Origin of the sequence: Pantoea sp. USHLN298 (assembly GCF_037149395.1) — a bacterium.
GTDB lineage: Bacteria > Pseudomonadota > Gammaproteobacteria > Enterobacterales > Enterobacteriaceae > Pantoea > Pantoea astica.
Window position 1 is genome coordinate 101,967 of record NZ_JBBCRO010000009.1, and the last position, 14,523, is coordinate 116,489.

13 protein-coding genes are annotated in these 14,523 nt (G+C 52.9%); 4 read left to right on the top strand and 9 right to left on the bottom strand.

Annotation, left to right across the window (positions count from 1 at the left end):
• Positions 1–1,051 precede the first annotated feature (1,051 nt).
• The 4 genes from WFK59_RS20825 to WFK59_RS20840 form a co-directional block, all read right to left on the bottom strand.
• A complete protein-coding gene (locus tag WFK59_RS20825) occupies positions 1,052–2,245 on the bottom strand; it encodes a diguanylate phosphodiesterase (protein ID WP_336757151.1) in 1,194 nt (397 codons plus the stop codon).
• A gap of 287 nt (positions 2,246–2,532) precedes the next feature.
• Positions 2,533–2,742 (bottom strand): DUF1471 domain-containing protein, encoded by a 210-nt coding sequence (locus tag WFK59_RS20830; protein ID WP_336757154.1) that lies wholly within the window; start codon positions 2,740–2,742, stop codon positions 2,533–2,535.
• Positions 2,743–2,968: 226 nt separating this feature from the next.
• A complete protein-coding gene (locus tag WFK59_RS20835; RefSeq protein ID WP_336757156.1) occupies positions 2,969–4,753 on the bottom strand; it encodes an EAL domain-containing protein in 1,785 nt (594 codons plus the stop codon).
• A gap of 518 nt (positions 4,754–5,271) precedes the next feature.
• Positions 5,272–5,769 (bottom strand): DUF3606 domain-containing protein, encoded by a 498-nt coding sequence (locus tag WFK59_RS20840; RefSeq protein WP_336757158.1) that lies wholly within the window; start codon positions 5,767–5,769, stop codon positions 5,272–5,274.
• Positions 5,770–5,874: 105 nt separating this feature from the next.
• Here WFK59_RS20840 and WFK59_RS20845 point away from each other — a divergent pair, with 105 nt between their 5' ends.
• Positions 5,875–6,114, top strand: coding sequence for a transcriptional regulator (locus WFK59_RS20845; RefSeq protein ID WP_233988874.1), 240 nt, complete (start codon positions 5,875–5,877; stop codon positions 6,112–6,114).
• Between the two features lie 168 nt (positions 6,115–6,282).
• Positions 6,283–6,774, top strand: a complete 492-nt coding sequence (locus tag WFK59_RS20850; protein WP_233988875.1) for an Hsp20 family protein — start codon at positions 6,283–6,285, stop codon at positions 6,772–6,774.
• A gap of 91 nt (positions 6,775–6,865) precedes the next feature.
• On the opposite strand, the gene WFK59_RS20855 is transcribed toward WFK59_RS20850, so the two are convergent.
• The 3 genes from WFK59_RS20855 to WFK59_RS20865 all read right to left on the bottom strand — a co-directional run bounded on the left by WFK59_RS20855 (position 6,866) and on the right by WFK59_RS20865 (position 9,417).
• A complete protein-coding gene (locus WFK59_RS20855) occupies positions 6,866–7,630 on the bottom strand; it encodes a MerR family transcriptional regulator (protein ID WP_262287808.1) in 765 nt (254 codons plus the stop codon).
• Between the two features lie 208 nt (positions 7,631–7,838).
• A complete protein-coding gene (locus WFK59_RS20860) occupies positions 7,839–8,048 on the bottom strand; it encodes a CsbD family protein (protein ID WP_064738984.1) in 210 nt (69 codons plus the stop codon).
• A 148-nt stretch (positions 8,049–8,196) separates the two neighbouring features.
• Positions 8,197–9,417: a diguanylate phosphodiesterase gene (locus tag WFK59_RS20865; RefSeq protein ID WP_233988877.1), complete on the bottom strand. Its 1,221-nt coding sequence runs from the start codon at positions 9,415–9,417 to the stop codon at positions 8,197–8,199.
• Between the two features lie 1,155 nt (positions 9,418–10,572).
• Between WFK59_RS20865 and WFK59_RS20870 the strand changes: the two genes are divergently transcribed.
• A complete protein-coding gene (locus WFK59_RS20870; RefSeq protein WP_336757162.1) occupies positions 10,573–10,794 on the top strand; it encodes a DNA polymerase V subunit in 222 nt (73 codons plus the stop codon).
• A 95-nt stretch (positions 10,795–10,889) separates the two neighbouring features.
• On the opposite strand, the gene WFK59_RS20875 is transcribed toward WFK59_RS20870, so the two are convergent.
• Positions 10,890–11,210 carry a hypothetical protein gene (locus WFK59_RS20875; RefSeq protein ID WP_336757164.1) on the bottom strand — a complete coding sequence of 107 codons (321 nt, stop codon included), beginning with the start codon at positions 11,208–11,210 and terminating at the stop codon, positions 10,890–10,892.
• 626 nt (positions 11,211–11,836) lie between these two features.
• On the opposite strand from WFK59_RS20875, the gene WFK59_RS20880 reads away from it, so the two are divergent.
• A complete protein-coding gene (locus tag WFK59_RS20880) occupies positions 11,837–13,495 on the top strand; it encodes a methyl-accepting chemotaxis protein (RefSeq protein WP_336757166.1) in 1,659 nt (552 codons plus the stop codon).
• Positions 13,496–13,691: 196 nt separating this feature from the next.
• On the opposite strand, the gene WFK59_RS20885 is transcribed toward WFK59_RS20880, so the two are convergent.
• Positions 13,692–14,495 (bottom strand): MBL fold metallo-hydrolase, encoded by an 804-nt coding sequence (locus WFK59_RS20885; RefSeq protein ID WP_336757167.1) that lies wholly within the window; start codon positions 14,493–14,495, stop codon positions 13,692–13,694.
• Positions 14,496–14,523: the final 28 nt, after the last annotated feature.

Below are 14,523 nucleotides of genomic sequence, written 5' to 3' on the forward strand. Positions count from 1 at the left end.
GGAGCGCTAACGAATGGTTACTCGCTATAGTGGTTACTCACTCTCAGTATCTTCTCTGAACCGCGTGGCGAAAACCGGCAAAGCTGGTTTTTGTGATCGTAATGCTCGCCGCTGTGGTTAACTGGCTATTTTATAATCCATAATTGCGCATTATCGTTCAGGAAATAGCCAGAAACCTTCTTACCTTCTCGCTACAGTGGTTATCTTTTGAGGGATCGACGTTAAATACTCGCTATAGTGGTTGATGCTATGGGTTACAGATACTCGCTACAGTGGTTATTCAGCGGTAAAGCAATGAAAAGTCATGCCGCCAGGCAAAATGAAGGGGCTGGCCGAGACACCTCCCGCAACGATCTACTCGCTATAGTGGTTACAGTTACCGGATGGAGGGGCTAACGACGAAGGCCGCGACCTGCGGCAGGCCTGTTGTGATCCCTGCAAGCGCCGCGTTCTTTCTGTTGCTAACCCCACTCACGGCCTTGCTAAAACTGCTCGCTACAGTGGTTAGCTGAGCGGAATCAGATTATCTCTGACATGAGTGGTCAGCACCGTACCCCACGCCAGGCTGCATACAAAGCGCTGCGAAAACCCCTTGCCGGTGAGCATCATCTTCTCGCTACAGTGGTTACCCGTGACCGTGTAACGGTGTGCGGGTACTCACTACAGTGGTTATCTGAAGCGAATCCCGCTAAATAACCGTCCACGACGCTGATCCAGCGTTATTTTTGCGCGAACTACTCGCTATAGTGGTTATCCGGATGGATGATGGAGTCTGTTTACTCGCTATAGTGGTTATGCATTTCTTTCCGCTGCGGTGAAAGGGAGGTAAACAGCAGGATTAGCCGCTTCGGTTACTCGCTACAGTGGATAGACAGGGATATTTACTCGCTATAGTGGTTATCAAAAGTCTGTAGCCTGCGGATGTTGGATAGGGGTGAACCAGCACCGCGCTATGCATTCCAGACGCGACTCAAGAGATGGCTGAAACCCGGATAAAAAAAGGCCCGCCATCCGGCGAGCCCAGTATATGCAACGAGCAGCGGCGCGAGGATCACATCGCTTCGCGGTATTCCGGCCAGGCAACGGACTGCGCATCATAGTGTCCTGCGGCGGCAAACAGGGTGCCCTGGAAGTTGATCACCCCAGCGGCTTCCAGCCACATCCACTCTTCAGCCTGCACGATGCCCGCCGCGATCACCGTGATTTCCAGTGCCGAACAACACTTGATAATCGCCTGTACCACCGCCTGTTTTGGTCCACTGCGATGCACATCGCGCGTAATGCCTGCATCGATTCGGATACGATCTGGCTGAATATGCGTCAGTAATGACAGGCCAGCCGATCCATCGCCAAAGTTGTCAACGGAGAGGCTGATCCCGACAGCTTTAAGTTCGCGCACGGCTTCAGAAAACGCCTCAAGCTGTGAGATAACTTCGGTTTCGCTGACTCCGATCACCACCTGTTCGGGCACCAGACCCGCCTGAACTATCGCCGCAACAATCTGGCTGACGGCATCCGGCACCACCACCAGCGTCATAGGCAGCAGGCTGACGTAGAGCGTCATGCCGTCCGGGCAGACAAGACCGGCATGCGCAAAGGTCTTTTTCACCGTGTCGAGATCGTCGAGATAGAGTTGCTGGCTCGCGACTTGCGCAGATAACGTGCCAGACGGGCGCGTGGTGGTCGCTTCAATCGCTGTCACCTGACGTGCCAGCGGATCCACCACCGGCCGGAAGCTGACGCCTTCATTGAGCGGTCTGGAGTCCGGCACATCGCTGCGTTCAGAAATGAACTCCCAGTAGCCAGGCGGCAGAACCTCGTAGTAATTTTCTTTCTCACGCGACTCAACGAAGGTCCGAAGAAATTGCAGTGCCCGATCATCATAGGTCAGACGGTATTTCGAGGTGCCTTTATCGAGCACCGCCTGCAACAACGAGGAACGGTCGTGCTCGCGCAGATCAAACAGTTCCATTCCGGCATTACCAAAACGGCGGGAAGGCGCGTAGTCACGCATCAGCTCCACCACGTTGTGATGACGGCGATCGGCACAGATGCGACGGTAAACAGCCAGAATGCCCGCTTCAGGTCCTTCCAGTAGCTGAAAAAAATGCGTGCCGTTAAATAATAAAATGCCGGTCACATCATGAGACGCATTAATTTTGCTGGCGTTTTTCACCATTTCGGGCAGGGTCTTAACGGAAAAGTCATCCGAAATATGGCTGCGATATATTATTGTGGTCAGCATGTGCAGCTCCGGTTTTATGTGATTGTCGGGGACACGCTAACATTGTTCAAATAATGTTGCATCTAACCTTATTCACCGTCGCACGGACTGCACCATCGCAGGCGGGAGTAAGCGAAACGGCAGATTGGCCGATAACACTTTTTTAACCGTAGCGGCAGAAAATGGAAGATGTCCGCCTGGTGAAACGGCATTAAGAGACACCGCAAACAGAGCAGCAGGTTGCAGGGGGAAAGCAGAATGCAAAAAAAGGCCGCCCTTCGGGCAGCCCTGTCAGCTAACTGCTGAGCTTATTTGATCAGTTCAGCGGAGACGTACGCGCGATTGTCGACACGGGCACCGGTAATTTTATATGACGCACCAGCATCTTTGGCCTGCGCCGCGACTTTCGCTTCAGCAGCATCCAGCGTAGAGGCGGTCACGGTAATACTCTGGGCAAAACTACCGAAAGAGATCAGTGTCAGGGCAGCAACAGCAACAAAAGTTTTGATGGTTTTCATGGTCATTTCCTCAGTTCATTTTAATTCGGGAGAGGCGTTTCGCCTCGATGAAATGAATAGTAGGCGCAATGGCGCTGAAGGGGAATAGCGATGTTTTGCTGTTAAACTTCAAAAATTTTGAACGTTGATGAGGGTGCCGGATCACTCCGCCTGAACAGCGACAACAACAAAGCGCTGTCTGCAACAGACAGCGCTTTGGAATCTGTCAGCCCGATCGGTGACAGCCTCAATGACAATGACCGCGCAGTTTCCAGTGCAGCCAGTGATTGAGCGCTTCTTCCGTGAGCGGTTTTGAGTAGAAAAAGCCCTGTGCCTGATCGCAGCCATACTCGGTCAGCGAGTTCACCGTATCCGGGCACTCGACACCCTCTGCCAGTACCACATAGTCCAGCTCCTTGAGCATGGCGATAATGCTACGGGCGATAATCCGTGAAGCGGTATCAGAGGAGAGTTCACTGATTAGCGAACGATCCAGCTTAATCACATCAAGCGGCATTCGTCGCAGATAACTGATATTGCTGTAGCCGGAACCGAAATCATCAAGCGAAATGCCAAAGCCCCGGTGTTTCAGCAATTCCAGACCGCGCAAAGCCGTCGGGCTTTCAATGATGCGTTCGGTCTCCAGACACTCGATGCCCAGCAGCGAGGTCGGCAGTTTTGCCTTTAGCATTTTACTCTCAAGCGCGGCGGCAAACCCCTCACGTGAAAAATCGCGGACGCTGACGTTGACGGTTAACGGCAACTGGATGCAGTTATTCCGCAGTCGTCGCAGGCGATCAACGGCCTGATCGATCACCCAGGCAGTCAGGGTGGAAAGCAGATCGGTCTGCTCAGCCAGCGGAAGAAAAGCCGCGGGAGAGAGCTCACCACGCGTGGGATGATGCCAGCGGACCAGCGCTTCCAGCCCGACCGGTTTACCACTGTGCAGACAAATCTTTGGCTGATAGACCAGATAGAGCCCGACATTGTCGCGCAAGGCCATTTTAAGATCGGTCATCAGTACGAAATCATCGGTACGCTGCATCTCTGATGCCACGTCGAAGCGGTGTGACGGCAATCCGCGTCCCACCGCTTCGTTGAGTGCGCTGACCGCCCGGCGCAGCACTTCAGGTGCCGGTACGCTGCCAGCAATAAAGTCAGCCTCGCCAGTGTGTGTGGTCAGCGCCACGGACAAGCCTTCATCCATATCAGCACTGATACCTTCCAGACGGCCCGCGACCCATGCCGCACTCAGCCGGCTATCTGCGCGGGTTAAAATGGCGAACCGGCCCGTAGCGACCGTATAGAGCATTTCGCCCACCGCCGGACGCAGCCGCAGCGGCAACAGCGTCGCCATATCTTTCAGCAGATTTTCAACCGGCCCCATGCCCATCGTGCGGGCCAGTTCGTAAGCGCGTGACATGTCGATGCAATCGATCAGCACCAGCCGGCGCGGCGTGGTATCGCCGGCTACGGCCAGATATTGCAGATCGCGGATCAGACGCTGGCGATTGGGTAATCCGGTCACCGGATCGGCAAAACCGGCGGAATGCCACGCCTCCAGAAATGACATCACCAGGGTAGAGAGCAGCTTCAGCGTGGTGACCTGGTCCGCGCCAAACGTGTGCGGCGCGGTGTCAGTCACGCACAAGGTGCCCAGAATAATCCCCTCGCGGTTTTTTAACGGCACGCCGGCATAGAAGCGAATAAAGGGCACACCGGTAATTAATGGATGGGTAACAAAACGCGCATCGAGATAGGTGTCAGGGACGATTACTGCGCTATCGCTGTCAACGACGTGGCGGCATAAGGAGTCCTGGCGGGTTGAGCGCTCCAGGGCAAAGTTGTGCGCCGCGCGGACTGTCTGAAATTCATCATCCAGCACAGAAATGAAGCTGCCCGGTATACTCAGTGCCTGGCTGGCCAGCCTGACAAATTTTCTGAGCACGTCGTCCCGGCTCTCGTCAGGGTTACTTAACGCCTGCAAAGCACGGGAACGGCGCTCGTCGTCGCCGTCTAAATTTTTTAGCATGTGTGTGTGTCCTTCGCACCCTCTGATGACGGCGCGAAATAAAAAAGAGAAATTGTACGGTAACTGACCGGAACGAAGTGCGATTAGGCGAAAGGAAATAACGCGTAATTATTATTTTCACCGCGATGATAAGTGACTCTGCGGCGGGTGTCTCTTTATATTTTCTTTAACGCATTTCATGCCTGTTTACGATTCGGTGATTTTATCGATAACGCTTTTTATTTTCACTGACAGCAAGGAATATACTACAAAGCGGCTTATCGTTTATTCGCTGACAGCTAACCCATTCGCCTTAATTCCTCGCGCGATTAATTCGGAATATGCGGTCGGTAAGAGGAGATGTAAGGGAAAAATGGTGGCAGCCTCACCAAAAGAGGAGCGGTAACACCTTCAGAAAAAAGGTAAAACGCCGCCAGAGTCACTCAGCGTCGCTTTCCGTCAGCCGCTGAGCCACCCTGTCAGGCAACGCGTATCGCTGATGAGTTCTGGCTGATGCCGGGGCTCAGGCGACAGTCAGGTTAACCTTTACTGCCGGTGGCGGATTGCGCCGGGCGTCGTGGCGGCGGATTTTTCTCCAGCCAGTCGCGCACATGATCCGCCTCAGGGCCGGTTTCACGAATTGCACGTGTCAGCCGTTCCTGCGTTGTCTTCAGCTCCTGCGTCCAGTAGGTAATCTGCCATTGTTCACGCAGCTCCACCCGCGACAGGTCTTCCGGTGAACGGCGCTGAATAGGGTTTTTCATCTGTTTTTTCTCCTCTTGTTTTTTTAGGGTAGCCGGCCTGAAAATTATCCTCAGGCTAAACGGACTATCCTGACGAATGAGAGGAACACGGGATAGCGGAATAATCCCTGAATCAGCGAGATTAAAAATAACAGGAAAATTCCTGGCATCAGAAATAAAGCATTCTAAAAAACTGAAAAATGACGATTTACTGACACAATGCGCCGCTCCGCTTAACGCCGGATTACAGGTAAAAGATAAGCCGGATATTTGACATTTAAATAAAATGGTCAATTATTCTCATGTCAAAACATCCGGGCCGCGTCGGTAACGCTCTGTTTTCGATAAAAAGCAGCGTTACGTTTTTTATGCGGGTCACTCATTTCAAAGGAGTTTTTTTTGGTTAATCGTTCCTCCCCGCAGCCTGTGATTGTGCAGAATAATGTTCGTGAACTTCGACTTGCCGCGGGACTCTCTCAGCAGAGCGCCGCCGAGCGCTTTGACCTCAGCCTGCGTGTCTGGCAAACCAAAGAAGCGGCCGTTAATCCGACGCTGTTAAGTCAGGGTGAATATGAGCTGCTGCTGTTACTGGCGGGCCGACATCCCCATTTCTGCCTTACCCCGCACGCAAAGAAATAGTCCAGCATCCGGCGATGAGCGATTATTTAACTTATTGACTTTATGACAATAAAAAAATCAGCCCGCCGCCTTGAAAGTGATGAAAAGGCTATTATTTTAAGAAGTGACCGGCCACTGTCAGCCGGTCAGATGAGCTTTTGGATGAACATTATTCAGGAGGTTATCGCCATGTCATTACATCAGATTTCCGTCTTCCCCTCACTGGCTGATTCCGCATTATCAGATCGATTCAGCCGCATCGATAAACTGTTCAGTCAGCTCACCGGCGACAGCCAGCTGACGTCAGCACCCGCTTACGATCTGCAGCGAGTCGACAACGATCGTTACGCGCTGACGGTCAGCGTACCGGGCTGGAAAGAGCACGAGCTTGAAATTGAGCTCAGCGGTGGACGCCTTTCTGTGGCAGGTAAGAAAGAGACCACGGCGCCGGAAGCGTCCGGTGACGCGAATGAGGAGAACAGTGGCTGGATCTACCGCGGTATTGCCCGTCATGATTTCCGGCTGAGCTTCGCTATTCCCGAACACATGAAAGTGACCGGTGCCAGCCTGGCGGATGGCCTGCTGAACGTTGGTTTACTGCAGGAGATACCGGAAAGTGAGAAACCTCGCCGTATTCCTATTGAAACCGGCGGAGCCAGAACGCTGGAACATCAGAAATAATGGGTAAGTGAAGGACGTCAAGGCGGAAGGCGATAACGATCGTCTTCCGCCTTTTTTATCCGGTGACCGACGGGCGTGATGCAGGCTGCCGTCAGGCGCTGATGGCCAGCACCTCTTCCCCGGCCTTGAGCCGGGTATCGGTTCCGGTCAGCATCACTGGCTGACCTGCCGCCAGCATCGACTGATAGGCGGCATTCATCAGTGGTGTAATCCCGTCGCTGCACCACATCAGATGATGATCAAACCGGCGGTGAGCCACGGCAGGCTTACCGGAGGCAACCGCAGCAACTTCGACCCGAAACCCCTGTCCGTTAAGACGGATGGCTTCCATCCAGATCTCTGTTTCATCGGTGACGCTGACTGCTTCAAGAAAGAGCGGCACGGTACTGCGACGCTGAGACGCCAGCGCCAGACCTTCCCATTGCGAGACGATAGCGGAATGGAAACGTTGCTGACGGCTTGCTGATCCGTCACTGACATCGGTACGTAACCAGAGATTCAGCGGCCGCAGATAGCAGTTAACATAATCATCGCCGCTGTAATCGGTGCCCATCATGCGTAATTCGCGCTCAATGTCTTCATCCGCGTTATGACGTAACAGTTGCAACAACTCTTCTTCCCGGCAGGCCCAGCCACCCGGAGGCTTCAGCGCAGGCCAGCGAAGCGAGGTGTGAATATCGAAAAGCGTATGGCCGCCTGAGGTCATGTCGCGCACGTAGAGCGCACGCGTCAACTGGCTGTCGGAATAACCGGCAGGTCCGGGAGAGGTTATAAGACCGGCACGACGCCAGCGGCGCAGCGTCTCAGGCAGAACCCCGACGAGGCCGCAGACCGTGTCGGTAGAGTGTTGGGGCATAATAGATTTCCGGAGGGGTACGGATCCCGGTGACCGGGACGACGTCGGCAGTATGCGCGTCACGGCCCTATAAAGAAACAATCATTTCCATAATAATCAGTGCAGCAAATGCGGCACCTCAGAGGAGCAAGCGTGACGTGATAAATGAGGGCAGGGGAGTGAAACAGAAAACGAGCCGGGCGCAGGGCAGCCCGGCATAGAGAAGGTATTACCAGTGGTACTTGTTCGAATCTTCCCACTCTTTTACTTCTTTCTCGGCACGATCTTTTTCGTATCCGTAGCGTTCCTGAATCTTACCGACCAGCTGATCGCGCTTCCCTTCAACAACGGTCATATCGTCATCTGTGAGATCGCCCCATTTTTCCTTAACTTTGCCTTTGAACTGCTTCCAGTTACCGCTAATGCGATCTTCGTTCATGGTGATTCTCCACTTTCAGGCTGGTTTCCAGCGATTTAATCATTATCAGCCAGACGCTCTCTCTGACCGATGGATTAAGCCTGGCACAGCTTCTGTGCTTTGCAGCGAAGCGGTGTGAGCTGCATCATACTCCTGCGAAAAGAGTCGATCAGCGTAACTGGCGACGTTCAGGCCAGCTTACCGGCGGAATAGTATTGAGGGCCGGCCGGGCAAACAGGAACCCCTGAAAATAGCGAACGCCCGCGCCTTCCAGCCACAGCCATTCTTCAATCTTCTCGACCCCTTCCGCTATCACCGTTATTTCCAGCGCATTACAGCATTTCAGGATCGCCAGCACGATCGCCTGACGCGGACCGCTGCGGTGAATATCCATAATCAGCTTTCGGTCAATTTTCACTTTGTCTGGCTGAAACTCCGCTAACAGCGAAAGGCCCGCAAAACCGGCACCAAAATCGTCGAGCGCCAGACTGATGCCGGCTGCTTTCAGCTGCTGTACCGCAAACTGGAATTCATCAAAGCGCGAAATGACCTCATCCTCCGTCACTTCAACCACCACCTGCTCCGGGCGTAACCCCTGTCGGATGATCTGCTGGATCAGCTGTTCAACTGCGTGTTCAATCACCACCAGTGACATCGGCAGCAGGTTGACGGACAGCGTCTGATGACGCATCCCCAGATGCCTGGCCAGCATAAAGGCGTAGGTTTTTGAATGGAGATCGGCCTGATAAATCTTATCTTCAGGCAGTCGGGCAAAATAGTCTGCTGGTGAGGCGCCCTGCGGGCCGCGTATCAGCGCCTCACAGGAGACGATGCGGCGACGGGCGACATCGACAATCGGCTGAAGGGCAAATGCACAATGCTGGTCGGGCGCAGGACAATAAGGTGATGGAAGGGCAGGTTGCGGTGGGGTAACCAGCTGCCAGGCCTGTGCCGGATCAATTGCAATAAAGGTCTCTTTATCGCGGCCCTCTACAAAAGACCGTAAGAATTTCACCACCCGATCGCCTTTCACCCGACTGGCATTCAGCGTGACACGGTTAAGCAGCGCCTCCACGACGGAGCTGTCCTGGTAGCCCCGCAGATCAAACAGCTCCATACCCGCATGGCCAAACCGGCGGGCCGGCGCGTAATCACGCATTAATTCAATCAGATTAAAATGCCGATCGTCCTGACTGATACGCTGATAGACGTCGAGAACGGCTTCCATTGTGCCTTCCAGCACCTGGAAAAAATGCTGTCCATCAAATAACAGGATACCGGTCACCTGAATAGCCATGTTTTTAGAACTGGCATGATCGACCAGCGCCTGCAATCTCTCAGGTGAGACGCAAGACGTAAGCTGGCTACGGTAAATGATGGTGGAAAGCATAGGCGGACTCGCATGGCTGGTATTTGCTCAGCAACCATAACACAGAGTGAATCGCGGTTAGCGACACAACAGCGGCGTTTTCATCCCTCTGCTGGGCGGATGGCGGGCGTCCATTTATGCAGGCTGAAATCTGCTGACCGGATTAATCTGGTCTGCTAACAGAGAGGTCAGATAACGTTTAAGCGGAAAAGAACAGCCCATTACGCTGACTGAAACAACGCACATGAAAAGCCCCTTCCATTAAGGCAGGGGCAAACAACGAACGAACCTGTTTTTATGGACTAACGGCTTCCCTGGTGAGGCGCCGGATAAGGGTGGTCAGTGTGATTATTACCCAACTTTTTTAATTGTTTCCATAGCGTGTTGGTCCAATTTTCACTCACGAAAAGCCTGTATCAACGATATGAATAAAAAAAGCATTCTTTTCAAAGCAATATAATCCGCATTGTTTGTATTGATTCAGCGTAATGAATTATACCGTTACAAATAAATAACCTTTCTTAACGCTAATCGGTATTAATTCCTGCTCAGGTATATCTTTACTGCTGAGGCTGACTTTGTGCCTTATCCGATCAGCGGGAATAATCAGTGGAGCGGGGCGAGGAAAACCGCCTGTTGAAAACGACCTGGCAGTCTATAAAAAAGAGCCCCCTGAAAAAGGGGGCAAGGGTAGGAGTTAGATCACTCTGTAATCGGAGTGGATTTCCTTACAGAGCCATTTAAAGATAGGGCAAAACCTGCAGAGTTGCCGCTACGTTTACTTATTATTTTAGTTAGATATCAAATAATTAAAACGCTAATGGAAGGTGATTGTCTGGCTAATCAACGCGTTACGCTTATATGAAAACGTTTTCTAAGATTTGGCTTAAAGTCACTGAGCGGCAGGAGTGAGAAAGCAACGACCGCGCCTGCTGCCTGTAACGAAAATCCAAAAATAATATTATAAATCAAATAATTACTTACATCCGTGCGAAGGGGGGCGCTTAGCGATGTCAGCAGGATCGGGCTGGCACTTTTTAGTCCGGCCACAAGCGATAGGTGAAACAGCAGACGGCGCCAGGCTGAAGTGAAGCAGGCTGGAATGACGCTCAACGCTTGATTACTGAGTCGATTACTAATACTGTTTATTTATACAGTTGATGTGAGAAGCGATAAATGTCACATGAAGATGAAATTCATACCGCGTTCCGTCAGGCAATACGACAGGACGAAAACGGCAGGTTGACGATAAGCACCCATGATTTTGTCGCAGAACTGGCGCGGCGCAACTGGCCACACACCTTGCGGGCTGCCAATCACTGGATCGAAATCCACATCACACCGTTTCAGGATGTCTCTGTTGCGCCAGGCGACGATCGCCTTTTCCGGCTGTCGTAAACCGTGATGAACGCGCCATTGGCACCCGCTGACCGGCTAATCTGATCAGCCTGACCGCTGACAGTCAGGCTGAAGAAAGGGACGCGGCCGGGCGATCAGAACGATCGGCTGGCTGTGTGACGAGCCGGCCGGTTTAGCGTGGCGGGATAACTCTTTTCACAGGCGACACGAGCAAGGTTGAGCGCCACTTTGCGTTTTTTCAGCTTCAGTTTAGGCAACCACTCTTTGAACTGAGCGGTCAGCGATGCTGCCTGTTGTTCATTCGCAACACGGCAGATAAACAACTTACTCTTCGTCTGACCACTGACATCAATGGCGTAGATCTCAACCCGATCGCCGCACACTTCATATTCGACATCGGTAAACTGCATATGTGGCCAAAGGCCGGTTCTGGCTTCAAATGTGGCTAAATCCATAATGACTCCTTTTTTATTGTATGTATTATTGCTGTGGACCAGACCTGAGCCTGGTCGGGCCAGTGAGCATAGACCATGATTTGATTTCTGCCAGCCCAATCACGTTTTTTAATTGGTACTGACAAAATCAACCATGCAGACGCCCAGCTTGTTCAGACAGACTCAGGTAAAGGGCCGTTATTCAATCAGAAATTCTGATGTAACTTATTTTGCGCAGCGCACGGAATTCCGGGGCTGACAGCACGGCGCGCGCAGGAGATCCCCTGTTCGTACAGATCGCCGTTATGACCCGATTTTGCCCGCGGCGCGCTTATCTGATGCTGAAATTTCATAATAAGAACGCTAATCATCAGGCCATGAACGGTTTCTGTGCGGATATATTCTGCCCGCTGAGGAGTAAATCGTGTCGACAATAAAATAATCAACAGAGGCGCGGAAAAATAATCGCTCCGCGCCGACATGCATCCTGAATGCAATTTATTACATAGTCCAGAACAGGCTGTTTGCAAGAAATAATAAAAAAATATAATGGCGAAAATCAATTAAAGCCCGTTTAAACCGCGCCGATAAAAACGATTCACTAAATAACCCTGTGCTTTTTTTAGCCTGTTTTACAGCGAGCATTTATGACTATTACACAGCGACTGGTAACGGTATTCTCACTGCTTGCAATCTCTCTGATTGCATTGGCGATTATTTCTTTATCCGTGATCTCAGGTTTTCAGTCCCGTTTTGAATATGTGCAGGTCAATGCCATTCCCAGCATCCGGGATATCAACAAATCGATCAGTGCGACTAATCAGCTCGGGATTGCGCTGTATCGCCATCAGAGCATGATGGAGAGTGCCCGACTGCCGGCGGCCGAGCAGCGGATTAACCAGTTGCTGGACGAGATCAAATCGCTTAGCGATTACTATATGGCGAATGACATCTCCAACGAGGAAGATAAAGCGCTGACCGAGCAGTCCTACAGAAATCTTGACGCGGTGCGTAGCGCGTTACCGGCATTTATTGCGGCTTCACGTGCGCACAATAATGCGGTTTCGCTGGCACTGCTGCAGGGTGATGCCGGGATCGGCGCTGCCGCAAGAAAACTTGAAGCGGATTTTACCCGTCAGATTGAGCTGAACATTAATATCGGCAATCAGCTGCGGGCAGAAAATCAGCGCGTCTACCGCCTGACGCTGTGGGCGATGTCAGGCGGCTCTTTGCTGATCATCCTGCTGCTCGGCGCTTTCTCTGCCAGCACTATTCTTGGCATCCGGAAAAGCCTCTCGGGCATGGTCAATACCCTGACTCAGGTCAGCAATACGCTCGACTTGACCCGTACCGCGCCGGTGTTAAGAAAAGATGAGATTGGCAAAACCGCGATGGCGTTTAATGGGCTGTTACAGCGGGTTTCCGCGACGCTGTTGTCGGTGAATCATGCTGCACAATCGGTCAGTACCGGTTCGACACAAATCGCGGCGGGCAATGAAGATCTCTCTTCGCGCACCGAAGAGCAGGCGGCTTCGCTGGAGCAGACCTCTTCCAGCATGGCAACGCTGAGCGAAACGGTACGCCAGAATGCAGAAGGTGCGCAACAGGCCAGTCAGCTGGCAAACAATGCGAATCATATGTCGATTCAGAACGGGGCGGCGGTGAAGCAAATGTTGAGTACGATGGATGAGATCCGCGCCAGCTCGGCTAAAATTTCTGAAATCACCGGGCTGATTGAAGGCATCGCTTTCCAGACCAATATCCTGGCGCTGAACGCGGCGGTAGAAGCGGCGCGTGCCGGTGAGCACGGACGGGGCTTCGCGGTTGTCGCTTCTGAAGTGCGTAATCTGGCACAGCGCTCCTCGTCTGCCGCGCGTGAAATTAAAGACCTTATCGCAACCTCGGTGTCACAGGTCGGGCACGGTTTAGAACAGGCCAGTGGTGTTGGCAGTAACAGTGAAAATGTCCGTCAGGCGATCCAGCAGGTCGCCGATCTGGTGAATGAGATCGCTGCGGCTACCTCTGAGCAAAGTAAGGGCATCGGGCAGGTTCATCTGGCTATCGGTCAGATGGATGAGGTTACGCAGCAGAACGCCTCGCTGGTTGAAGAGGCATCATCGGCTTCAAAATCCCTGCAGGAACAGGCTGAAACCTTATCGGCGCTGGTGGCCACCTTTAAAGTGGATAACCACAGCCGGGCTCCTCAGGCAGTGCAAAACCGTGCTGGCATCCGTCCGGCATTGCAAAGCCCTCAACCCGACCGCCAGATTGTCGATTTAACCAGGGCCAACTGGGAAAGTTTCTGAATCGATGCATTATGTCTAAAGCCTCCTCTTCGGGAGGCTTTTTTGCGGATAGATTAAAAAACCTTACCGACATGGGGGTCAATCGCTATGCGGAGCCGGAAGAGCAGACCTGCGGCTGGCTGAGTGGCTGCAATCGCCAGTTCACGCACGTCGCCACGTCCGGTGTGCGCTGCGGGCTAAGCTGCCTTCAGGGCTGTCATTCGTCCTGGTTTTCTAAGCAGGCCAGATAGGTTTGCCCGGATCGCATCACTTTCTCTTTGGCCTGCCGGTGAATTTCCTGCCCGTCAAAGGCACCGTAAAGTCGCCCGAATGTCACACCAGAAAGCCGTTGCAGAATACCCTGCACCGCGGCGGCGGAAAGCGGCAGCATGTTCGGATAGCTCCACATAAACGACACGCCATGCGCGCCGGGCGTCACCTGAAGAATATCACCCGCCAGGATCACGCCGTCGCCTTCATCCCAGTGCAGTACGCAGCCACCGGGAAAATGGCCGCCGAGCCGTAGTAGCGTCAGTGAAGGCAACAGCGCTAACGATTCACCCTGCCACAGTTTAATGTGTGGGCTGTCGCGCACTATCCATTCGCGATCGCGCGCGTGCAGGTAAATCGGTGCGTTAAAGGCGGCGGCCCACTCCTGCATGGTGGTGTAGTAGTGCGGATGGGAAATGGCGATGGCGTGCAGACCGCCGAGTGCTTTTACCAGCGTCAGGGTCGCCTCATCAAGATTGGCAATGCAGTCCCACAGTACATTTCCCTGCGGGGTGCGCAGCAGAAAAGCCCGCTGATCGATAGCAAATTTCGGCACGGTTTTGATGCTCAGCAGGGCATCGCCGTGTGCCGTCCATTTGTTGGCGTGACGGGAAGTCAGTTGCCCGAAATCGATCCAGCTCTGGCCCGACGCGGGGACGTACTGCCGCGCATCGTCACAGATTTTACAGTGAGTTAACTGACTCTGCTGTTGCTGATATGCGGTGCCACAGGCGGTACATAGCCTGATCATGTTGACCTCCTTTTATCCCGGCAGGGAA